21 protein-coding genes are annotated in these 21,477 nt (G+C 73.0%); 10 read left to right on the top strand and 11 right to left on the bottom strand.

Annotation, left to right across the window (positions count from 1 at the left end; genetic code table 11):
• Window positions 1-189: 189 nt before the first annotated feature.
• Window positions 190-1,548: a dipeptidase gene (locus tag AQJ54_RS23490; protein ID WP_062026492.1), complete on the bottom strand. Its 1,359-nt coding sequence runs from the start codon at window positions 1,546-1,548 to the stop codon at window positions 190-192.
• A gap of 244 nt (window positions 1,549-1,792) precedes the next feature.
• Here AQJ54_RS23490 and AQJ54_RS23485 point away from each other — a divergent pair, with 244 nt between their 5' ends.
• The gene (locus AQJ54_RS23485) at window positions 1,793-3,037 is read left to right on the top strand and encodes a geranylgeranyl reductase family protein (RefSeq protein ID WP_062241301.1); all 1,245 of its coding nucleotides are present in this window, start codon (window positions 1,793-1,795) and stop codon (window positions 3,035-3,037) included.
• A gap of 34 nt (window positions 3,038-3,071) precedes the next feature.
• Here AQJ54_RS23485 and AQJ54_RS23480 read toward each other — a convergent pair whose 3' ends face one another.
• A complete protein-coding gene (locus AQJ54_RS23480) occupies window positions 3,072-3,524 on the bottom strand; it encodes a nitroreductase family deazaflavin-dependent oxidoreductase (RefSeq protein WP_062026493.1) in 453 nt (150 codons plus the stop codon).
• A 130-nt stretch (window positions 3,525-3,654) separates the two neighbouring features.
• On the opposite strand from AQJ54_RS23480, the gene AQJ54_RS23475 reads away from it, so the two are divergent.
• From AQJ54_RS23475 to AQJ54_RS23465, 3 genes are all read left to right on the top strand, one after another.
• On the top strand, window positions 3,655-4,347 hold the full coding sequence (locus AQJ54_RS23475) for a TetR/AcrR family transcriptional regulator (protein ID WP_062240718.1): 693 nt from the start codon (window positions 3,655-3,657) through the stop codon (window positions 4,345-4,347).
• A gap of 111 nt (window positions 4,348-4,458) precedes the next feature.
• Window positions 4,459-5,673: a sensor histidine kinase gene (locus AQJ54_RS23470; protein ID WP_062240716.1), complete on the top strand. Its 1,215-nt coding sequence runs from the start codon at window positions 4,459-4,461 to the stop codon at window positions 5,671-5,673.
• Complete coding sequence (locus AQJ54_RS23465) at window positions 5,670-6,335, top strand: response regulator (RefSeq protein ID WP_062026496.1); 666 nt, start codon at window positions 5,670-5,672, stop codon at window positions 6,333-6,335. Before AQJ54_RS23470 ends, AQJ54_RS23465 begins: the two co-directional genes overlap by 4 nt.
• Here AQJ54_RS23465 and AQJ54_RS23460 read toward each other — a convergent pair.
• Both AQJ54_RS23460 and AQJ54_RS23455 read right to left on the bottom strand, forming a co-directional pair.
• Window positions 6,296-6,583 (bottom strand): DUF6332 family protein, encoded by a 288-nt coding sequence (locus tag AQJ54_RS23460; RefSeq protein ID WP_062240714.1) that lies wholly within the window; start codon window positions 6,581-6,583, stop codon window positions 6,296-6,298. The two genes, AQJ54_RS23465 and AQJ54_RS23460, sit on opposite strands and share 40 nt — an antisense overlap.
• Window positions 6,584-6,666: 83 nt before the next feature.
• Window positions 6,667-8,154, bottom strand: a complete 1,488-nt coding sequence (locus AQJ54_RS23455) for an MFS transporter (RefSeq protein ID WP_062240712.1) — start codon at window positions 8,152-8,154, stop codon at window positions 6,667-6,669.
• 86 nt (window positions 8,155-8,240) lie between these two features.
• Here AQJ54_RS23455 and AQJ54_RS23450 point away from each other — a divergent pair, with 86 nt between their 5' ends.
• Entirely contained in the window at window positions 8,241-8,621 is a 381-nt protein-coding gene (locus AQJ54_RS23450; RefSeq protein WP_062240707.1) for a MarR family winged helix-turn-helix transcriptional regulator, read from the top strand.
• A gap of 161 nt (window positions 8,622-8,782) precedes the next feature.
• On the opposite strand, the gene AQJ54_RS23445 is transcribed toward AQJ54_RS23450, so the two are convergent.
• Window positions 8,783-9,541: a maleylpyruvate isomerase family mycothiol-dependent enzyme gene (locus AQJ54_RS23445; protein WP_062240705.1), complete on the bottom strand. Its 759-nt coding sequence runs from the start codon at window positions 9,539-9,541 to the stop codon at window positions 8,783-8,785.
• Between the two features lie 35 nt (window positions 9,542-9,576).
• Window positions 9,577-10,521, bottom strand: coding sequence for a LysR family transcriptional regulator (locus tag AQJ54_RS23440; RefSeq protein ID WP_062240704.1), 945 nt, complete (start codon window positions 10,519-10,521; stop codon window positions 9,577-9,579).
• Between the two features lie 50 nt (window positions 10,522-10,571).
• Between AQJ54_RS23440 and AQJ54_RS23435 the strand changes: the two genes are divergently transcribed.
• Entirely contained in the window at window positions 10,572-11,267 is a 696-nt protein-coding gene (locus AQJ54_RS23435; protein WP_062240702.1) for a type 1 glutamine amidotransferase domain-containing protein, read from the top strand.
• A 77-nt stretch (window positions 11,268-11,344) separates the two neighbouring features.
• Here the strand turns inward: AQJ54_RS23435 and AQJ54_RS23430 are convergent, their stop codons facing one another.
• A complete protein-coding gene (locus AQJ54_RS23430) occupies window positions 11,345-11,965 on the bottom strand; it encodes a TetR/AcrR family transcriptional regulator (protein WP_062240698.1) in 621 nt (206 codons plus the stop codon).
• A 160-nt stretch (window positions 11,966-12,125) separates the two neighbouring features.
• Here AQJ54_RS23430 and AQJ54_RS23425 point away from each other — a divergent pair, with 160 nt between their 5' ends.
• Window positions 12,126-12,461 (top strand): hypothetical protein, encoded by a 336-nt coding sequence (locus tag AQJ54_RS23425; RefSeq protein ID WP_062026625.1) that lies wholly within the window; start codon window positions 12,126-12,128, stop codon window positions 12,459-12,461.
• A gap of 124 nt (window positions 12,462-12,585) precedes the next feature.
• The gene (locus AQJ54_RS23420; RefSeq protein ID WP_062240696.1) at window positions 12,586-13,725 is read left to right on the top strand and encodes a hypothetical protein; all 1,140 of its coding nucleotides are present in this window, start codon (window positions 12,586-12,588) and stop codon (window positions 13,723-13,725) included.
• On the opposite strand, the gene AQJ54_RS45725 is transcribed toward AQJ54_RS23420, so the two are convergent.
• The 3 genes from AQJ54_RS45725 to AQJ54_RS23410 all read right to left on the bottom strand — a co-directional run bounded on the left by AQJ54_RS45725 (window position 13,655) and on the right by AQJ54_RS23410 (window position 15,837).
• Window positions 13,655-13,996 carry a hypothetical protein gene (locus AQJ54_RS45725; RefSeq protein ID WP_159055546.1) on the bottom strand — a complete coding sequence of 114 codons (342 nt, stop codon included), beginning with the start codon at window positions 13,994-13,996 and terminating at the stop codon, window positions 13,655-13,657. The two genes, AQJ54_RS23420 and AQJ54_RS45725, sit on opposite strands and share 71 nt — an antisense overlap.
• Window positions 13,993-14,217 carry a LexA family protein gene (locus AQJ54_RS23415; RefSeq protein WP_062026505.1) on the bottom strand — a complete coding sequence of 75 codons (225 nt, stop codon included), beginning with the start codon at window positions 14,215-14,217 and terminating at the stop codon, window positions 13,993-13,995. The genes AQJ54_RS45725 and AQJ54_RS23415 overlap by 4 nt, the downstream gene beginning before the upstream one ends.
• A 453-nt stretch (window positions 14,218-14,670) precedes the next feature.
• On the bottom strand, window positions 14,671-15,837 hold the full coding sequence (locus AQJ54_RS23410) for an MFS transporter (RefSeq protein WP_062240694.1): 1,167 nt from the start codon (window positions 15,835-15,837) through the stop codon (window positions 14,671-14,673).
• Between the two features lie 297 nt (window positions 15,838-16,134).
• On the opposite strand from AQJ54_RS23410, the gene AQJ54_RS23405 reads away from it, so the two are divergent.
• A complete protein-coding gene (locus tag AQJ54_RS23405; RefSeq protein ID WP_248845422.1) occupies window positions 16,135-17,055 on the top strand; it encodes a helix-turn-helix domain-containing protein in 921 nt (306 codons plus the stop codon).
• A 277-nt stretch (window positions 17,056-17,332) separates the two neighbouring features.
• Here AQJ54_RS23405 and AQJ54_RS23400 read toward each other — a convergent pair whose 3' ends face one another.
• Window positions 17,333-17,944, bottom strand: a complete 612-nt coding sequence (locus AQJ54_RS23400) for a YdcF family protein (RefSeq protein ID WP_062240690.1) — start codon at window positions 17,942-17,944, stop codon at window positions 17,333-17,335.
• A gap of 337 nt (window positions 17,945-18,281) precedes the next feature.
• On the opposite strand from AQJ54_RS23400, the gene AQJ54_RS23395 reads away from it, so the two are divergent.
• Window positions 18,282-21,464, top strand: coding sequence for an amidohydrolase family protein (locus AQJ54_RS23395; protein WP_062240688.1), 3,183 nt, complete (start codon window positions 18,282-18,284; stop codon window positions 21,462-21,464).
• The last annotated feature ends 13 nt before the right edge of the window (window positions 21,465-21,477 follow it).

The raw sequence follows: 21,477 nt of genomic DNA, 5'->3' as shown, positions 1-21,477 counted from the left end.
GCACGATCCGTCGTAGGCGCCCTTGGATGCCGGCGGCGATCGGCGGCGCCGAACCCGCAGGGCCCGCGTCGATCAGGGGCGACTCGTCGTCGTGGCGCCGGAGGTGGGCCTGGCCGACCTCCGGCAGACGACCGTGGAAAGGCCCCCGGCCGCGGGCGAGGGCCTTTCCGCCGAGCGCGGAGCCGTCGATCAGCTCGCCGCGTAGTTGCGCAGGAACAGGGCCTCCGTGATCGACAGGCGCTCCAGCTCCTGCGGGGAGACGCTCTCGTTCACGGCGTGGATCTGGGCCGCCGGTTCGCTCAGGCCGATGAGGAGGATCTCCGCGTGCGGGTAGAGCGATGCGAGGGTGTTGCACAGGGGGATCGAGCCGCCCTGGCCGGCGTACTGCATCTCCTGGCCCGGGTAGGCCACCGCCATCGCCTCGGCCATCGCCGCGTAGGCGGGGCTGGTGGTGTCCGCGCTGAACGGCTGACCCTGGCCGACCTGTTCGATGCTCACACGGGCACCCCACGGCGTGTGCGCCTCGATGTGGGCCCGCAGCAGCTTGTTCGCCTCCGCCGCGTCGATGCCCGGCGGCACCCGCAGGCTGACCAGGGCGCGGGCGCTCGCCTGCACGGACGGGGTGGCGCCGACCACCGGCGGGCAGTCGATGCCGAGGACCGTGACCGCCGGGCGGGCCCAGATGCGGTCGGCCACCGTGCCGTCGCCGATCAGCTCCACCCCGTCCAGGACCTTCGCGTCCTTGCGGAACTGCTCCTCGTCGTACGCGAGGCCCTCCCAGGACGCGTCCGGGGTGAGCCCGTCGATCGTGGTGGAGCCGTCCTTCGCGCGCAGCGAGTCCAGGACCCGGATCAGCGCCGCCAGCGCGTCCGGGGCGGCACCGCCGAACTGGCCCGAGTGGAGGTTGCCCTCCAGGGTGTCGATCCGGACCCGCATCATGGTCATGCCGCGCAGGGTCGCGGTCACCGTCGGCAGACCGGTGCGGAAGTTGCCCGCGTCGCCGATGACGACGGCGTTCGCGTCGAGGAGCCCGGGGTGCGCCTCGGCGTACCTCTCCAGGCCGCCCGTGCCCTGCTCCTCCGAGCCCTCGGCGATGAACTTGACGTGCACCGGGATCCCGCCGTCGGCCTTCAGGGCGCGCAGCGCGAGCAGGTGCATGATCAGCCCGCCCTTGCAGTCGGCGGCCCCGCGCCCGTACCAGCGGCCGTCCTCGCGCTCGGTGAGCTCGAAGGGCGGGGTCTGCCAGCCCGCCTCGTCCAGCGGGGGCTGCACGTCGTAGTGGGCGTAGAGCAGGACGGTCTTCGCGCCCTCGGGGCCCGGCAGGTAGCCGTAGACCGACTGCGTGCCGTCCGGGGTGTCGAGCAGGGCCACGTCCTGGAAACCCTCGGCCCTGAGCGCGTCCGCGACCCAGTTCGCGGCGGCCTCGCTCTCGCTCCTCGGGAACTGCTCGAAGTCCGCCACCGACCTGAACGCCACCAGTTCGGTGAGCTCCGCCCGCGCCCTCGGCATCAGCGAGGCGACGGTCTCGGCGACCGGATTCGACGACATGGGCACGCTCCTTGTGGGTGCGACGTTGTACCTGTGAGTGCCGTAGATCCTCCCACAGTGGGTTGTGGGCGGGCCCGCCGTAGGATGCGGGAGACAGGTGCGGCAGCGGCTTGATCAGGAGCAGTAGACCATCGTGAGCAGCGAGAACTCTTCGGCGGGCGACCCTTCGACGGACGGCTCTTCGGCGGCCGGCCCCTCGGCGGGCGACTCCCCGGCGGACGGCGTCCGGGACGAGGCGCAGCGGGTGTGGGACGTCGTCGTGGTGGGCGCGGGACCCGCGGGGGCCTCGGCCGCCTACGCGGCGGCGGTCACGGGACGGCGTGTGCTGTTGCTGGAGAAGGCCGAGCTGCCGCGGTACAAGACGTGCGGCGGCGGCATCATCGGACCCTCGCGGGACGCGCTGCCGCCCGGCTTCGAGCTGCCCTTCCGGGACAAGGTGCACGCGGTCACCTTCTCGAACAACGGCCGTTTCACCCGCACCCGGCGCTCCAAGCAGATGCTGTTCGGGCTGATCAACCGGCCCGAGTTCGACCAGCAGCTCGTCGAGCACGCCCAGAAGGCGGGCGCCGAGCTGCGCACGGGCGTCACCGTGCAGCGTGTCGAGCAGCACGGCTCGGCGGTGCCGGACCGGCGCACGGTCGCGGTGGTGCTCCAGGGCGGCGAGACCGTCCTCGCGCGGGCGGTCGTCGGGGCCGACGGCAGCGCCAGCCGGATAGGAGCGCATGTCGGGGTCAAGCTCGACCAGGTCGACCTCGGCCTCGAGTCGGAGATCCCGGTGCCGGAGACCGTCGCCGAGGACTGGAAGGGCCGGGTCCTCATCGACTGGGGCCCGATGCCCGGCAGTTACGGCTGGGTCTTCCCGAAGGGGGACACCCTGACGGTCGGCGTGATCTCGGCGCGCGGTGAAGGCGCGGCCACCAAGCGGTACTTGGAGGACTTCGTCGCGCGGCTCGGCCTCGCGGGGTTCGAACCGAGCATCTCCTCCGGCCACTTGACCCGCTGCCGTGCCGACGACTCGCCGCTCTCGCGCGGGCGGGTGCTGGTGTGCGGTGACGCGGCCGGGCTGCTGGAGCCGTGGACCCGTGAGGGCATCTCCTTCGCGCTGCGCTCCGGCCGGCTCGCGGGGGAGTGGGCGGTGCGGATCGCGGAGGCCCATGACGCGGTCGACACCCGGCGCCAGGCGCTGAACTACGCGTTCGCCGTCAAGGCGGGACTCGGCGTCGAGATGAGCGTCGGCAAGCGGATGCTGACCGCGTTCGAGCGCCGCCCCGGCCTCTTCCACGCGGCGCTGACGGGTTTCAGGCCCGCGTGGAACGCGTTCAAGGAGATCACCCAGGGCGCGACCTCGCTGGGCGAGCTGGTCCGGGGCCGGCCGATGGCCCAGCGGGCGCTGGCCGCCCTGGACCCGCGTCCGGCCGAGCGGGGTGCGGGCTCGGGCGAGCGGGAGACCGACAAGGGCTCCGACAAGGGCGAAGAGGCCGCGTCCTGACGGTCGGTGTCCGTGGGGTGCGCCTGCCCCACGGTCACTTCCTGACCGTGATCCGGAACACCGGGTGGTCCGGGGCGGCCGCGACGATCTCCTCGTCGGAGGACTTCGCGGTCACGCCCTGGAAGTACTGGTTGACCTCCCAGCCCCACTTCTCCAGATAGGTCCGCAGGATCGGCAGCTTCTCCGCGTCGGGCAGCTCCACCGCGGTGAACTCGCGCACCTTGCGGCCGACTCGCAGCTCCCCGCCGCCGGCTGCGCGCATGTTGCGCACCCACTGGGAGTGCCCGCGCGCCGAGACGAGGTACTGCCCGCCGTCGTACGTGTGCGGGTTGACCGGGATCCGCTGCAACTGTCCGCTCTTGCGGCCGCGCACCGACATCTCCGCGGTGCCCGCGAGGCTGAAGCCGTGCCGGGCCAGCCAGCCGATGACGCCGTTGAGTCGGACGTTGAGCGGGCTGCCCTTGAGGTAGTACGGCGACGACGACATGGTGTCTCCCCATCGAGTTGAGAGAGCAGTGCTCTCGTTTCGTGGCATCAGTCTGCACGCATCCGCACGGCAAAGCAAGAGCGGCGCTCTCTCTTGTGTGCACCGCTCTCTTTTTGCGAGACTGAGGCCCATGAACACCGCACAGGGCGCCCGGGCCCGCGCCCGGATCGAAGTCACCGCAGCCATCAAGGACGAGGCGCGCCGGCAGCTCGCGGCCGAGGGGGCGGCCAAGCTCTCGCTGCGGGCCGTGGCGCGCGAGCTGGGGATGGTCTCCTCCGCGCTGTACCGCTACTTCCCGAGCCGCGACGAACTCCTCACCGCGCTGATCATCGACGCCTACGACTCGCTGGGGGAGAGCGCGGAACGGGCCCACGAGGCGGCCGCGGGGGCGGAACCTCTGGACCGGTGGGTCACGGTGTGCGAGGCGGTCCGCGGCTGGTCCCTCGACCATCCGCACGAGTACGCGCTGATCTACGGCTCCCCCGTCCCCGGCTACACCGCGCCGCAGACGACGGTCCCGCCCGCCGCCCGCGTCGGCCTCCTCCTGATCGGCGTGGTGCGCGACGCCCACCACACCCCGGGCGGCCTGCGCACGCTTCCCCCACTGCCCGAGGAACTCCGCCCCGAGGCCGACCGCATCGCCGCCGACCTCGCCCCCGACCTCCCGCCCGAGGCGGTCACGGCCCTGGTGGCGGCCTGGTCCCAGCTCTACGGCCTGGTCGGCTTCGAGCTCTTCGGCCAGTTCAACCGGGTCGTGGAAGCCCGCGCTCCGTTCTTCCGTCATGCGGTACGGCAGTTGGGGTGGGGCGTGGGGCTGCGGTAGCGGTTCCGGACACCGCGGACCGGCCCCTGGCTCGCGTACTTCGCCGGGAGTACGGCTGATCACCCCGCTCAGAGGACGCCCGGACCGGTACGGGGCCCTAGCGTGGCTGTCATGGACGGTGTGCGGGGCGTGCGCGGGGATCGTTCGCCGTGGTGGCAGCGGTTCGGGGGTGAGCGGCAGCAGAGCCGGTGGCCGTGGGTGTCCACCCTGCTGCTGACCCTCTTCGTGCTCGTGGGGTCGAACTTCGCGGCGCACCAGCAGGCCGGGGCACGGGCCGCACTCGATCCGTTCGCGCGGGCGCTCCTGGTGATCGGCTCGGGGCTGCTGCTGTGGCGGCACCGGCACCCGGTCTTCGTCGTCTTCGGGACCGCGGTCGCCGCCGTGCTGTACCTGGGCGCCGGATACCCCTACGGGCCCGTCTTCCTCCCCGTCGCCCTCGCCTGTTTCAGCGCCGTCGTGACCGGACACCGCAAGGCCGCCTGGAGCGCGCTCGGAATGCTCTGGGCCGGGCACGTCCTGGTCGCCCACTGGCTGTTCAGGTGGCTGCCGCCCGACCACGACTCCGCCGCCCCCTGGGGGCAGGAGGGCGTGGTCGCGGCCTGGGTGGTGGCCATCGTCGCCGTGTCGGAACTCGCCCGCACCCGGCGCGAACAGTGGGCCCGCGAGCGCGCCGAACGCGCCCGGGCCGCCCGGCGCCGCGCCGACGAGGAACGGCTGCGGATCGCCCGCGAACTCCACGACGTCCTCGCCCACAGCATCTCCGTGATCAACGTCCAGGCGGGCGTCGGCCTCGCCCTCCTCGACTCGGACCCCGAACAGGCCCGTACCGCGCTCACCACCATCAAGGCCGCCAGCAAGGAGGCGCTCGGCGAGGTCCGCCAGGTCCTCGACACCCTGCGCACCCCGGGCGACGCGCCCCGTACCCCCGCCCCGGGGCTCGACCGCCTCCCCGAGCTGACCTCCCAGGCCGCGTCCGCCGGCCTCACCGTCGAGGTGACCGGAACGGCACCGCCCCTGCCGCCCGGCGCCGACCTCGCCGCCTTCCGCATCGTCCAGGAGGCGCTCACCAACGTCGTACGGCACTCGGGATCGCGGCACGCGCGCGTGCGGCTCGACCACGACAAGGACGCCCTACGGCTCCGTGTCGACGACGACGGACCCGCGACCGGCGCCGACGCGGGCGGCGGCGGCAACGGCCTGGCCGGGATGCGGGAGCGGGCCGCGGCCCTCGGTGGCACCATCGAGGCGGGCCCGCGTCCCGACGGCGGGTTCCGGGTGCTCGCCGTACTGCCGCTCAAGGTGAAGGCCAAGGAGGACGACCGGTGATCCGCGTACTGCTCGCCGACGACCAGTCCCTCGTGCGGGCGGGCTTCCGGGCACTGCTCGACGCCCAGCCGGACATCGAGGTGGCCGGGGAGGCCTCCGACGGCGAGGAGGCGGTCCGCAAGGTGCGTGAACTGCGGCCCGACATCGTCCTGATGGACATCCGGATGCCGCTGCTCGACGGCCTCGCCGCGACCCGGCGCATCACGCAGGACACCGCTCTCGGCGAGGTGAAGGTGGTCGTGCTCACCACCTTCGAACTCGACGAGTACGTCTTCGAGGCGATCCGCTCCGGCGCCTCCGGCTTCCTCGTCAAGGACACCGAACCGGAGGAACTCCTGCGCGCCGTAAGGGCGGTGGTCGGCGGGGACGCGCTGCTCTCCCCGGGTGTGACCCGCCGTCTCATCGCCGAGTTCGCGGCCCGCTCCAAGGAACCCGCGGCCGACGGCGCCCTCGCCGAACTCACCGAGCGGGAACGGGAGGTGATGGCCCTGGTCGGTATCGGCCTGTCCAACGACGAGATCGCCCGGCGCCTGGTCGTCAGCCCCCTGACCGCCAAGACCCACGTCAGCCGCACGATGGTCAAGCTCGGCGCCCGCGACCGGGCCCAACTGGTCGTGCTGGCCTACGAGTCGGGACTGGTGCGACCGGGCTGGCTGGGCTGAGCGCCCTCCCGCCGGAACCGCACCAGCACGCTCACCACCCGCGCCACGAAGAGCAGGGGAGCGAGAACGAGCCCCACGCGGAGCAGCAACAGCTCGACGGAGCCCGGAAGTTCGAACAGCAGCGCAGGCCCGGCCACCGCCCCGAACAGCACCGCCGCCGCGAACAGCGCGCTGCACAGGGCGTATCCGATCTCCACGGTGATGGCGTCCCGCTCGGCCTGGCTCCGGCGTCCCCCGTACGTCTCCATCCTGGAAGTCTCACAGCCGTGCGCCCGGCGGAGCAAGCATGCTCCGCCGGGCGCACGGTGCCGGAGGCGTCCCCCTGGTCGCGCTAGTCGCGTACGGCGACGCGCTCCGCCTCCCGCACGGTGGACTTGGCGACCACGACCGACGGCTGCGGCCGGCGCGCGGTGCGGACTCCCGTGAGGGTGATCAGCAGTCCGGCCGCGGCGACGGCCGTGACCACGATCAGTCCGGGGCGGTAGCTGTCGAGGACGGCCTGCGGGGTGGCGTGCTCGGGGGCGCCCGCGGTCACCACGGCGGTCACGACGGCCAGGAAGATCGCGCCGCCGACCTGGACCGAGGTGTTGAGCAGTCCGGAGACCATGCCCTGCTCGTGGTCCTCGACGCCGTTGGTGGCCTGGATGTTCAGCGAGGGGAAGACCAGCGCGCAGGCGGCGCCGATGAGCAGCATCGACGGCAGGATCGCGGCGGCGTACACGGGGCTGAGGTCGACGCCCAGGAACAGCCCGTACCCGACGACCATCAGTGCGAAGCCGGCCGGGATCAGCCGGTGGGTGCCGAACCGGTCGACGATCGAGCCGACCTTCGTGGACGAAACCGCCACCAAAGCGCCGGCGGGCAGGAAGGCGAGCGCGGTGTGCAGCGCCGACCAGCCGAGCAGCGACTGCATGTACAGGGTCACCAGGAACTGGAAGCCGACGTACGAGCCGAAGAAGGCCATGGCGCCGAGCTGGGCCCGGAGCTGGGAGCCGGAGCGCAGCACCCCGAGGCGGATCAGCGGGCCCGGCGAGCGCCGCTCGACCAGGACGAACACCGTGAGCAGGGCGGCCACGGCGAGGAAGGACAGCAGGGTGCGGGCGGAGGCCCAGCCGGACTCCGGGGCCTGGACGACGGTGAAGACCAGCAGCAGCATCGAGGCGGTGCCGAGAACGGCGCCGGGGACGTCGTAGCCGTTGTGGTCCTTCTCCCGGGCGCTGCGCGGCAGCAGCTTCAGGCCGGCGACCAGGGCGAGCAGCGCGATCGGGGCGGGCAGCAGCATGGTCAGCCGCCAACTGGCCTCGGTGAGCAGGCCGGAGAGCACCAGGCCCATGGAGAAGCCGGTGGCGGCGCAGGTGGTGTAGATGGAGAGCGCGCGGTTGCGCAGCGGGCCCTCGGGGAACGTCGTGGTGATGATGGACAGGCCCGCGGGCGCGGTGAAGGCGGCGCTCAGGCCCTTGATGAACCGGCTGGCGATCAGCAGCGGCCCCGAGTCGACGAGGCCGCCGAGCAGCGAGGCGACCGCGAAGACGCCGAGCGCCACCAGGAAGACCTGACGGCGGCCCAGCAGGTCGGCGGCCCGGCCGCCCAGGAGCAGGAGACCGCCGTAGCCGAGGATGTAGCCGCTGACGATCCATTGCAGCGTCGAGGTCGAGAGGTCCAGGTCGGCGCCGATGGAGGGCAGGGCGACGCCGACCATCGACACGTCCAGCGCGTCCAGGAACATGGCGGCGCACAGCACCAGCAGGGTGCCCCAGAGCCTGGGTGTCCAGCGGACCGCTGAGGAAGGGTCCGCGGGGGTGGTGAGCGGAGAGGTCATGCCGAAGACACTACATGCGTATGCATCGAATGCAAATGCATTTAATTCCGGTGCAATAATCTGTGTTCTCTGCTACGGTGCCGCGCATGGTGGCGATGAAGCCCGAGCGGGAGCTGGCGGAGCAGTGGCGGGGCATCCTGGCCCTGCACGCGCGCACGCAGTGCGAACTGGACCGCGCGCTGCACGGCCACGGCCTGTGCGCGAGTGACTTCGAGGTGCTGGACGTCCTGGCCGACGGCGACTGCGCCTACCGGGTCCAGGAGATCTCCGAGCGCGTCCACCTGAGCCAGAGCGCCCTGTCCCGGCTGATCGCCCGCCTGGAGAAGGACGGCCTCGTCGAACGCGGGATGTGCGCGGAGGACCGCCGGGGCGTCCGGGTGTCGCTCACCCCGAAGGGACGCGCGCTGCACGGCGACGCCCTTCCGGTGCAGCGCGCGGTCCTCACCAGGATGCTGGAGCCCTCCTAGTCCGTGGCGGGCCTCCTGGCCGCGGCAGGCCTCCTGGTCGCGGCGGCCCTTCTGGTCCGCGGCGGCCCTCTTGTCCGCGGCGGCCCTCTTGTCCACGGCGGCCCTCTTGACCACGGCGGCCCTCTTGTCCGCGGCGGCCCTCCTGGTCAGGGGGCGTCTTCCTAGTCCACGGCGGACCGCTGCCGCCAGAGCTCGGCGACCGAGGCGTCCCCGGTCACGCGGGGGAACGGCAGCCGGTTCCACAGCGCCAGATACAGGTCCGCCGCCGGCCCGGACACCTCGCAGTCGGCGGGCCCCTGCTCCCCGCGCTCCGCCGCGGGCGGCTCCTCGCTCAGCCGTACGGTCCACACCGCGCCGTCGGTGTCGCCCGCCCGCACCCGCAGGACCCGGGGCTCGGCGCTGCGGGCCCCGCTCTTCGCGCGGGCGTGGAACCCGCGCAGCAACTCGTCGATGCCGTCGGCTGCGAAGTCCGGCCCGAGCTCGGCCGCGAAGTCCCGGGCGATCTCGCCGTGGGTGCCGCCGCGGGCCGCCTCCGCGTCGAAGCGGTGCACGGCCGTCTCGTGCGCCTGGCGCCGGGCCCAGAAAGCCAGCGGTGAGGGGGCGGGCAGGAAGTGCCAGCACTCCACATCGGGTGCCGCCGAGTCGAGCGTGTCGACGAGACGACGGTGGCCGCTGCGGAACCAGGCCAGCAACTCCTCGCCGTCCAGGGCGGGTTCGTCGGCCATGGGGCGGAACGCGGTGTGTCCCTCGGCCACGAACGCGGTCGCCCACCGATGCACCACCCCCGTGTGCCTGAGCAGATCCCGCACCTGCCACTGCGGGCAGGTCGGCACCTTGGCGTCGGTACCCGCCCGCTCCGCGGCCGACGCCAGCGACCGGCCTTCACGCTCCAGGATCCGGATGAACTCGGCTGTCTCCATGGGGGGAGTGTGCCCCACGGCGACGCCCGGCGGGACTACCAGTCGCGGGCCGCCGCCAGCAGGTGGTCGCGGACCACGGCCACGTGCGGGTTGCCGGAGGTGCCGGGCCGCTGCACCAGGAAGCTGGTGTTGATGGGCGGGTCCTCGGGATCGTGCAGCAGGACCAGTGATCCCGACGCCAGCTCCGCGGCGCACAGGTAGCGGGGCAGCACGGTGAATCCGGTGCCGCCGACGACGGCGGCCTTGACCGCGTTCAGGTCGGGCATGGTCACCTCGGGCTGCCGCACCAGGCGCCCCCCGAACACGTGCCGCCAGTACCGGCGCACGATGGGCAGGTCCTCGGCGTAGGCGACGAGGGGGACGGCGTGCAGGGCGGCCTGGAGGCGGGCGGGGGAGGTGAGCCGTCTCGCCTGGGTGGGGGACGTGACCAGGACGAACTCCTCGTCGGTCAGTGGCAGGGCCGTGAGGGCGCGGCCGCGGGGCCGGAAGGTGGCGATCACCAGGTCGTGCCGGCCCGCGCGCAGATCCTCCAGGAGCGGTTCGGTCAGACCCGGCGTGATGCGTAGCCGTACCCCCGCGTCCACCAGGGGAGACAGCCCCGGCAGCACACAGCGGGACAGCAGCTCGGCGGGGCCGGCCAGGTGTACCGGCTCGGCCGGGGCGTCGTCCGCGCCGTCGGCGGGCCCGGCGACCGCGGCCAGCTCGTCCAGGGGTCGCACGATTCGGGCGGCGAGCTCGTCCGCGTGCGGTGCCGGGGTCACGCCCCGCGCCTGGCGCTCGAACAGCTCGTGGCCCAACTGCCGTTCCAGACTGCGGATCTGGGTGGTGACCGTGGGCTGGGAGAGGCCCAGAAGGCGCGCGGCGGCGGTGAAGGAGCCGGTGCGGTGGACCGTTAGGAACGTCCGCAGCAGATTCAGGTCCAGCGGGGCGGCGACGCTCCGCGCGGGCTCCCCGGAGCCATTGGTGTTCCTATCCCTCATATGCGTGAGCCTATTGGCCCGCCCAGCCGGGGCGGGACTACGGTTTCACCATGTCGAAGATCCTTTTTGTGATGACCGGCGCCGATCACTGGACGCTGGCCGACGGTTCGCAGCACCCCACCGGCTTCTGGGCCGAGGAGGCCGTCGCCCCGTACGAGGCCTTCAAGGCCGCCGGCCACGAGATCGTGGTGGCCACCCCCGGTGGAGTCGTGCCGACCGTGGACAAGGGCAGCCTCGCCGCCGAGGTCAACGGCGGGCAGGAGAACGCCGACCGCATCGCCGGGGTGCTCGCCTCGGCCGCCGAACTCCAGCGGCCCCTGCGCCTGGAGGACGTGCGCCTCGACGACTACGCGGCCGTGTTCTACCCCGGCGGCCACGGCCCGATGGAGGACCTGGCGGTCGACGCGGACTCCGGCCGGCTGCTCACCGCCGCCCTGGAGAGCGGCAAGCCCCTCGGTGTCGTCTGCCACGCTCCCGCCGCGCTGCTCGCCGCGACCGGGGCCGACGGCTCCAACGCGTTCGCCGGGCGCCGGGTGGCCGCGTTCACCAACGCCGAGGAGACCCAGGCGGGCCTCGCCGACAAGGCGAAGTGGCTGCTCCAGGACCGGCTCACCGAGGCGGGTGTGCTGGTCGACGCGGCCGAGCCGTGGGCCCCGCACGTGATCGTCGACGGCAACCTGGTGACCGGGCAGAACCCGGCGTCCTCCGCGCCGCTCGCTGACGAACTGCTGAAGAAGCTGGGCTGAGGCCCCGGGGGGTAGCGCGGGCGGTCGGCGCGAGGCGGGGACGCCCTGCCCGCCTCGTCGGCCGCCCGGGGAGGCGCTCAGACGTCCAGGGCGGGCAGGACCACCGCGTCGACGTAGTCCCGGACGAAGGCGGGGTCGGCCGGCCGGGCCTCCGCCAGCTGGTGGGCGAGCAGCAGGCCGACGAGCGCGTGCGGGACGAAGCGCAGGGCCGGGGTGTCCGGGGAGACCTCACCCCGCTCGACGGCATGTCCCAACAACTCGGCGAGAGCGGTCAGTTCGGGGAACACGAACAGCTCGCGCAGCGCCTCGAGCAGGTCGGGGTGGGCGTGGGAGGCCTGGACGAGCCCGCGCAGCAGTGCGGTGTCCCGCTCGATCTGCCGCTTGCTCAACCGGTCCACCACCGCCAGGAAGTCGCCGCGCAGCGAGCCGGTGTCGATACCGGCCAGGGCGACGGGCTTCTCATGGCGCAGCGCCTCGGCGACCAGCTGCGGCTTTCCCGTCCACTGGCGGTAGAGGGTGGCCTTGCTGCACCGGGTGCGGGCGGCGACGGCCTCCATGGTGAGGCTGTCGTAGCCGACCTCCCGCAGCAGGTCCAGGACGCTCGTGAACAGCTCCGCCTGCCGCGCCCGCGTCAGCTTGCTGCGGCGGTTGCGGGGGACGCGGGCGGTGCCGGTGCCGCCCCTGTCGCTGCCGTCCATGCCCACCTCATCCAAACGAAACGGTTTCGTACATTTTCAGATTACTCCTCGGTTGTTCAATATGAAACTGTCTCGACGGTGAAGCGGGTCCTGGAAGTGAGCCTCTGAAGCTCCTCAAGTCGCTTGGCGCGGGCGGGACATGACCCTCACGATGATCCGCATGCCGGGAATCACGGGACTGAACAAGAAACACAACTTCGTGCTGCTCGTCAGGGACGCCGACCTGGTCGGTGCGGCCCTGCGGCAGGCGCTGGCCGAGGCCACCCCCGAGGAGCGCCCCGGGCTGGAACGCGCCGCCGCCCTCGTCGAGTCCACCGCGGCCGCCACCGAGGCGGAGTTGCGCGCCCGCTGGGTCCGCTCCCGGCTGGCCGAGGTCGGCTTCACGGGTGACATCACCTCGGTGGCGGCGGTGCGGGCGCTGCGCAAGGCGGAGCCGAAGCTGAGTCTGGCGGCGGCCGTCCAGCTGCGGGAGGAGGCAGTGGCTCACGCGGAGTGACGCAACGGGCAGCGGAGTGATGCAACGGGCAGCGGAGTGATGCAACGGGTAACTGATCGCGAACAGACCGCGCGGACCAGCCGTTCTTCCGCGCAGAACGGTTCCTTCCTGCGAAGCTCGGTGTGTGACGTACGTAGTGACTGTGGACACCCGCATCCCGGAAGGCACTCCGGAGATGGACCCCCTCCAGCGAGCGGGCGCCGTGGCCCTCCTCGAGGACGGATTCCAGTCCGTCAAGTCCCTGGAGGGCGCCGACGGTGCGGAAGCCGAGCTCCTCGACAGCATCGTGGCCGTCCACCCGGACGGCGCCCTGCTGAAGGTCTTCGTGGACGCTCCGGCGCTGGAGTTCGCCGAGGACGCGGTGCAGGTCCTGGTGGACGAACTGCTGGAGCGCTCCGAACTGCTCGCGGACTGGCGGATCGAGCGCTGCGAGGTCGAACTCCACCAGGATCTCGCCAAGGAGAGCCTCGACGCCGCCGACGGTCCCGACGTCCCGCCCGACGACCCGGCCGCCCGCAAGGCCCGGCACACACAGCCCCCGGCCGGTGAGCGCGTCGGCGAGGAGTACGACGCGGACGTACGGGCGAAGTCCGTACGGAACCGGATGCTGGAACTGGCGGATCGGCTGCGCTCGTTCCCTCCCGCCGCCCTCGGCGTTCTCGACGGCGCGGAGGGGCGGGAGGACGAGGCCGCGGGCTTCTCCGTCTCTCCGGAGGGTGCCGCGCTCGTGGCCGGTGCGCTCGTCCTCGCGACCGACGTTCTGATCGCCGAGCTGTTCGAGGACGTGCAGGTCCTGACGCAGGAGGACAGCAGCGTCGCCGAATGCGAAGGGCCCCTGTGGCACCTGGAGCGGCTGCCCGACCGGTACGCCCTGCGCTACGACGCCCTGTTCGCCCGCCGCTTCCTGGTGACCGTGATCGCCCTGACCACCCGCTTCACCGACGGAAGCTTCCGGCGGCTCGGCTGTGTGGCCGAGGAGCTCGCCCTGCGGTTCCTCCTGCGCGAGGCGACGGCGACCCTGGAGGTCTACGGCCTTCTCGACGACGACGTCTCGGCGGCGCTCGACGCCTTCGCCGGCCACGTCTTCGAGGACATGGATCACGAGTGGCTCCACGACGGCTCGCTCGACGGCGACGACGAGGAGACGCTCGGCCATCCCCTCGGGATCGAACTCGTGGCGTTCGAGGAGTGGTTCACGCCGTTCGACGAGGGCCGGTACGTCCACCCGTCGGTGGCCGACGGTCCCGAGGAGGCGGGCCGGTAGGGCTGCCGCTCTCCCCGGACCCGGAGCGCCCGGCCTCGGCCCGGTGCCCGGGCGGGGCGTCCACGGGCCAGCTCTCCACCGGCCGCTCGTCGTCCCCGGTCCGCTCGGCCAGCAGGAGGTGTGCGGCCGGCATCCCGCCGTACGCGCCGATCCAGTCCCGGAACTTGTCGCGGGCCGTGGCCTCCCGCGACCACCAGCCGTGCATCACCGGGCGGCCGCTGGAGGACACCGTGAGGTGGAAACGCTGCGGATCGGGCGCGGGGACGGTCATGTGAGTCTGATCCCGCGCGGTCTGTGCGGCTCGCGGGCGATGTACCCGAGCGCCTCGATCCGGCCCAGGTGGTAGTGGACGGAGGAACGGCTGCGCAGGCCGACCCACGCGCCGATCTCCCGCACGGTGGGGGCTTCGCCGCGCTCGGTGATCGACTCGCGGATGCAGCGCAGGATCTGCTCCTGGGTGCTGGTGAGGTAGTCGACCCTGTGGTTCGCCATAGTCGGATTAGATCGCGTGTTCGAATTCGACGGCAAGTCGACATGATCGGTCGATCGGTCGGCGGGAGTGAGGGGGTGCGGTTGCCATGGGGCGGCATGGAGCCGCTGGTCACGGCGCTGAACGCGGGACGGGGAGGGCGGGACTGCGGAGGCGGAGGGCGGGACGGCCGAGGGCGGGACGGCGGAGGGCGGGGGAGTGTGTTCGCGGGGCGGTGGGGCCTGGGGGGTGCGGTCGCGGGGCGGTGGGGCCTGGGGGGGGGTGTGGTCGCGGGGTGGCGGGGGCGGCGAAGTGTGGTGGCGGGGCGGCGGAACAGGCGTACGAGACGGTGAGTCGTAGGCATGCCCCGACGCTGAGTCCTGCCCCGTGCAGCAGGCGGATGGCGGATGTGCCGGGGTGTCCGGGCGGTGACGTCAAGGGGGTCGCGCAGGCCCACCGCCGCCGGGATGCCTTGTTCAGCCCGCCGCCCGGCGGGTCAGCAGGGCGATGGCCGCGGCTGTCGCGGCGAGGACCGCCACGCTGGTGAGGGCGGCGGGTAGGGAGAACCAGTCGGCCATGAAACCGATCGCGGGCGGCCCGAGGAGCATGCCGCCGTAGCCGAGGGTGGAGGCGATCGCGACCCCGTCCGGTCCGGCCAGCCTGCCCGCACGCTCGACGGCGACGGGGAAGAGGTTGGCGAGACCGAGCCCGGTGATCATGAAGCCGAGGAGCGCGGCCCAGACGGAGGGGGCGAGGGCGCCGAGCAGCATGCCGAGTGCGGCGGTGGCGCCGCCGCCCACGAGCGTGCGGGTCTGGCCGAGGCGTTCGAGCAGCCTGGTGCCGGTCAGACGGCCGATGGTCATGGCGAGCGCGAAGCAGGAGTAGCCGACCGCCGCGACCCCGGGTGCGGCGTCGAGGTCGTGCTCCAGGTGCAGCGCGCTCCAGTCGGCCAGGGCGCCCTCGCCGTAGGCCGTGCACAGGGCGATCAGGCCGAAGGTGATGACGAGACCGCGGGTCCGGGGGTTCGGGCGGCGCGGTGCGGAGGGCTGGTGGGTGGTGTCCTCCGGGGCGCTCGGGGGCTGGATGCGCAGCAGGGTCCGGCCCGCGACGGCGGTGACGAGCAGGCCGATCAGGGTGAGCCCGAACAGGTGCCGGACGGGGGAGAGGCTGCCGGCGACGAGTCCGCCGAGACCGGCGCCGATCATGCCCCCGAGGCTGAAGGCTGCGTGGAAGCTGGGCATGATCGGCCGGCGCAGGGTGGCCACGAGATCGACGGCGGCGCTGTTGAACGCCACGTTGAGGCTGCCGTAGGCCGCGCCGAACAGCAGCAGGACGGTGCCGAGCGCGACCGCGGAGTGGGTCAGGGGCGGCAGCGCGACGCTGAGGGAGAGCAGGACGGCGCAGGCGACGGTGACGCGGTGGGTGCCGTAGCGCCCGCACAGGCGGCCGGTCAGCATCATGGTGATCACCGCGCCGGCCGACACGCCGAGGAGGGCGAGGCCGAGGGCGCTGGCGGAGGCACCCGTCCGTTCCTTGATCGCGGGGATGCGGACGACCCATCCGGCGAAGATGAAGCCGTCGAGAGCGAAGAAGACGGTGAGGGCGATGCGGAGCCGGCTGAGGTCGCTGCGACTGCCCCGCACGGCGCTGTGCGACCGGGCTTTGTTTATTTGCGGCACAAAATCAGGGTAGGTGGGCGCTCGGTTGTGGGCAAGGGTGTTCGGTTGAGCGGTCCTGGCCCGTCCGCCCGGCTTCCACGTCATCGCATTCGCGCCGGTCCGCAAGCCGACTTCACTTCCGTGCCGTTGAGTCGGCCGTGCCGGTGGGGATACTGGGCCAGGCGGACGATCCGCCGCCCCGCCGGACGGCGGTGAGGGCTCGGCCTGTTCGGCGGGCCGGTGGTGCGGAGCGGTCCCTCGGGGATGAGGGGAGCCTCTTTGGTGGTTCTCGGTGCACGCGGCACCACGGCTGGGACGGGAGCGGTCGAGATCGCGCGGCTCGGTGGCCTGTGGCGGGTCACGCGGCCCTGGCATCCCGGACTGCGGCCGCACTTGCGCAGTTACGTCGGCTACTGGGAGGCCGTGCCCACTCCGTACGAGGCGAGGCTGGTGCCGACCGGGTGCGCGACCTTGCTGATCAGTCTCGCCGAACCGTTCACGCAGCTGCGCAGGCTCGGCATGCGGGACGAGGGCAGCGGGTCCATCGGGTCGCTGGTGGTGGGGCTGGAGGACCGGCCCGCGATCTGTACGCACCCCGGCGGTCAGGAGGCGATCCGGGTCGAGTTCACCCCGCTCGGCGCGTACCGGCTGTTCGGCATGCCGATGAGCGAGTTGACGAACCTGGCCGTCGAGATCCGGGACGTCCTGGGCCCCGGGGCAGGGGAGTTGGTGGAACGGATGGCGGCCACCCGGGACTGGGCCGCCAGGTTCGACCTGCTGGACGCGGCCCTCCTCGACCGGCTGGGTCTAGGCCCCGATCCCACTGCGGAGGTCGACCAGGCCTGGCAGTTGCTCTCCGGCAGCGCCGGAGCGATCCCGATCGCCCGGATCGCCGCCGAAGTGGGCTGGAGCCAGGGGTACTTGATCCGGCGGTTCACCCAGCAGATCGGGCTCACCCCGAAGGCGTCCGCCCGGGTGCTGCGGTTCCGCCGTGCCGTGACCCTGCTCGGCCGCGGGACGGCGAGCCTGACCGAGATCTCCACGGCCTGTGGCTTCTACGATCAGGCCCATCTCAACCGCGAGTTCCGGGCCATCGCCGGAACCACACCCGGGCGGATGGTGGCGGCGCGGCGGGTCGAAGGGGCGGTGGCGCTGACCAGGAGTGCAAATTCTTCCAAGACCGCGTCGGCCGAGGCCCGGTAGCGTCCCGGCTCGTACGACCGATGGCCGGTCGGATGGCGCGGGGGACCGTCCGACCGGCCGGACCTCGCGGTGCGGGGTGGCGGGCACGCGGCCTCGAGCGACGGCTGCTGTCCTTGCCGGAATCCACGCGACGACCGGAGTTGATTCGGAGCGGCCCTCGCGCGCCTCTCCGCCCAGGCGGACTGGGCCCTCGCGCGCCTCTGCGCCAAGGCGGACCGGGCCCTCGCGCCCCCTCCGCCAAGGTGGACACCCCACGGCCCGGGCCGACCACCCCCGCCTACGACGAGACAGTCCGCTCGTCGGACTCCAGTACCCGTAGGGTCCACAGCCCGTACAGAGCCAGCAGCGGTTTGACGAGCAACCACTCGCCCACGCGGTAGTCCTCCGCGCGCACCAGCTTCGCCGCCAGATCGGGGCGCTGTCGGCGCAGGTACGCGCGGGCCTTGAGCGCGTGAGCCGGCTGCGACACGATCTTGATGCGGTCCACGTCCTCGATCAGCGGGATGACGTTCGTGATGTTCTCCCACGTCGTCGTGGACCGGTCCTCGAGGACCACCGTGCCGTCGAACGCGAGCACCGATCGCGCGTAATCGGCCATCAGTTGGGCCTCGGTGCCCCCGGCGCCGTTCTCGCCACCGCTGAAGATCACGCGGGTTTCTCCGGCATCGACATCGGCATCGGTATCGGTGACGGAACGCAGACCGGCACGGACTCGCCACCGGTTGATCAAGTTCGCCGTCGGCCGGGGATTGCGGTACCCCAACACCACCACGGCCGTCGAAGTGCCCGCTCGGTCTCCCACGAGAACCCGGGACCAGCGCCAGTTCAGCCACTCACCCCACGCGAGGGCGGCAACCGCGGCCGTCGCCAGTCCTGTTGCTCGTCGCATCCGGCGACTCTAGGACACATCGACCTCACGCCGCCCTTGTCTGCCGGAGACGCGCAGGGGACCGTCCGCTTCGGCAGCGACCGCGATCGCATGACCGGGCAGACCACACTGCGGGCACCGTGGCGACCGCGACGGCCGTTGGAGCGGCGCCCAAGTCACCGCTCCCGTCGGGAAGTTCCGCGGCGCGGCAAGGCCCCGGTGCGTGACGACCGGTGAGTTGAGGGGTTGGTGTCCGGGGGCGCAAAACCGCTCCCGGACCCGGTGTCCGAGCGCAGGGCCCGTCCTCACGGGGAAGGTCCCTGAGATCCGGCACCTCACCCGCGCACTGGAGACTCCCTTGGACGTCCACGGCACTCCCGGCCCTTCCCGCCCCGGCCCGCTCTCCCGCCGCACCTTCCTCCAGGCGGCCGGCGTCACGGCCACCGCCACCGCCGTGTCGGCCGCCGGCACACCCGCCTCGGCCGCCGCCCCCGCCCGGCCGGTCAGCCTCACCCTGACCGCCACCACCGGCGGTTCCGCGACCCTCTCCCCGGCCGGTGACCGGCTCGTCGCCGAGGTCCAGAACATCCTCTGGTCGCTGCCGCGGACCGGTGGCACCGCCGTCGCGCTCACCGCGCCCGGACTGGAACCCACCCGTCCGCAGTTCTCGCCGGACGGCAGCCGCCTCGTCGTCTGCGCCTACCGCGGCGGCGGCTTCCACCTCTGGACGCTGCGGCCCGACGGCAGCGACCTGCGGCAGCTCACCCACGGCCCCTGGGACGACCGAGGGCCCGCCTGGTCCCCGGACGGCACCCGGATCGCGTTCGCCTCCGAGCGCGGCGGCGACACCGTGACCGGCAGCCCCTACCGGGTCTGGGTCGTCGACGTGCGCACCGGCGCACTGACCCGGCTCACCGGCCGGCAGGATCCGGGTCCGGCGGGCGGCTGGGAGGACTTCGACCCCACCTGGTCCGCCGACGGCGAGCGCGTGCTGTTCGTGCGCGCGGCCGTCACCGCGGCGGGCGGTCTGCGTGCCGACACCATCGCCTCGGTCGCCGCCGACGGCTCCGGACCGGTCGCCGTGGAGCACACCGACGACTCCGGCGCCCAGCTCATGACCCCGGCCGTCGCACCGGGCGGCCGGCTGGCGTACCTGCGCACCACGCCCGCGCCCACCGCCTCCTGCACCCTCGTCGTGGACGGCACACCCGTCACCGTGGACGGAGACGTCCTGCCCGCCCCGCCCCGCTGGTCCGACGGCGAACGACTCCTGCTCGCGGTCGACGGGCAGTTCCGCCTCCTCGACCCCGAGGCGCCCGCGGCGGGGGAGCGGATCCCGTTCACGGCGGCGATGCCCGTGCGACGACCCCGCTACCGGGTCAAGCCGTACGACTTCGAGGGCGCCGCCACCCGTCCGGTGCGCTCGCTCCACCTGCCCGCACTCTCGCCCGACGGCCGCAGCGTGGCCTTCGCGGCCCTCAACGCCCTGTGGACCGCGGGGACGTCGGGCGGGCGGCCACCGCGCAGGATCCTCCAGGTCCCGCCCACCCGCTATGTGCTCGGACCGACCTGGACCCCCGACGGCACGGGCCTGGTGTACGCCGACGACCGCGACGGACTGTTCGCGGTCCGGCGCCGTGACCTCGACTCCGGCGAGGAGACCGTGCTCGCCGCCGGCGGCCGGGTCTTCCCCGCCCTCTCGCCCGACGGAAGGCGGCTCGCCTGTCTCGACATGTCCGGCAACCTCCTCGTGCGCGACCTGCCCGACGGCAGCGAGAGGACCCTCGTCGCACCCCTCGGCGCCGGCGGGCTGCCCGGCCGCCCCAGCTGGTCACCCGACGGCCGGTACGTCGCCCTGTGCGACCGCAACCGGCTCAACCAGCGCTTCCGCGAGGGCTACAACCTCATCCGGATCGTCGACACCACCACCGGCACCGCCGTCCTGCACGCCCTCGCCCCGCACACCTCCCTCTCGGACCGCTACGACTCCGGTCCGGTCTGGTCACCGGACGGCCGCCACCTCGCCGTGGTCGCCGAGTCCGCCCTGTGGCTGCTGCCGGTCCGCGCGGACGGCACCCCCGACGGGAAGCCGTACCGGCTGACCGACGAGCCCGCCGATCACCCCAGTTGGTCCGCCGACGCCCGCAGCCTGCTCTACCTCTCCGCGGGCACCCTGCGCCTGATCGACGTCCGCGGCGGCAAGGCCCGCACCGTCAAGGTGCCGTTGGACTACCGCCGTCCGCGCCCCGTCGACACCCTCGTGCACGCCGGCCGGTTCTGGGACGGCACCGGGCCGGAGGTCCGCGAGGACGTCGACGTGCTGATCCGGGACGGCCGTGTCGCCGAGGTCGCACCGCACCGCGGCGGACGCCCCGCCGTCAGACGGGTCGACGCGAGCGGGCGGACCGTGCTCCCGGGGCTGTGGGACGCGCACACCCACCCCTGGCAGAGCACCTACGGCGGCCGCCAGACCGCGCTCCAACTCGCGTACGGTGTCACGACCGCCGTCTCGCTGGGCGGCTTCGCCTACGAGCAGGCCCGGATCCGGGAGGCGGTCGCCGCGGGCGTGCTCGCCGGGCCGCGGCTGCTGACCACCGGTGAACTGCTGGACGGGGCCCGCGTCGCGTACAGCATGGGCCGTGCCCACCGGACCCCCGAGGGGCTGCGCCGATCACTGCGGCGGGCGGCCGCGCTGGACTGGGACTTCGTGAAGACGTATGTCCGCGCCCCGGGTTGGGTGATGAAGGAGGCCGCGGAGTTCGCCCATGAGCGGCTCGGTGTCCGCAGCGGCAGCCATCTCTGCACGCCTGGTGTGCAGTTGGGCCAGGATCTGACGACCCATCTGCAGGCGACGCAGCGACTGGAGTTCGGGCACGCGACCAGCGCCACCGGCCGGTCCCACCAGGATGTCCAGGAGATCTACACCCGGGCCGGCTTCCACCTGATCGCCACCCCGTTCACGGCGTTCCCGCTGCTGGGCGCCGACCCCGCGCCGGCCGAGGACCGCCGGGTCACCACGCTGATGCCGCCGTGGGACACCGCGTTGGTCCGGCAGCAGGCGGCGCAGCCTCCCACCGCCGCCCAACTGGCCACCCTCGACCGCGAGCTGTCCGTCTATCGGCGCATCCTCGCGGACGGCGGTCTCGTGGCGCTCGGCACCGACCAGCCGCTCGTGCCGGTCGGGCTGCATCTGCACCTCGCGCTGCGGGCGCTGCACCGCGGCGGGCTCTCCCCGGCCGAGACGCTGCGCACCGCCACCCTGCTGCCCGCCCGTGTCTTCGGGGCGGACGCCGATCTCGGCACGCTGGAGGAGGGCAAGCTCGCCGACGTGACCATCGTGGACGGTGACCCCTTCGACGACTTCGACGCCCTGATCCGCACGGCGGCGGTCCTGCGCGGCGGCGTGCTCTTCGAGCAGACGGACCTCGTGGACGCCTTCGGCTCCGCCCGGCGCGACGGTGCCGCTGCCGCCACGGACTGGCTCGAGGTGTCCCGCCACATGCGACGGGAGGGCTGCTGCGATCCGGGGGCCGCGTTCTGACGGTCCCGGGTCC

This window comes from Streptomyces griseorubiginosus (assembly GCF_001514195.1).
Taxonomy (GTDB): Bacteria; Actinomycetota; Actinomycetes; order Streptomycetales; family Streptomycetaceae; genus Streptomyces; species Streptomyces griseorubiginosus.
This window is presented reverse-complemented; position numbering and strand designations above follow the sequence as displayed.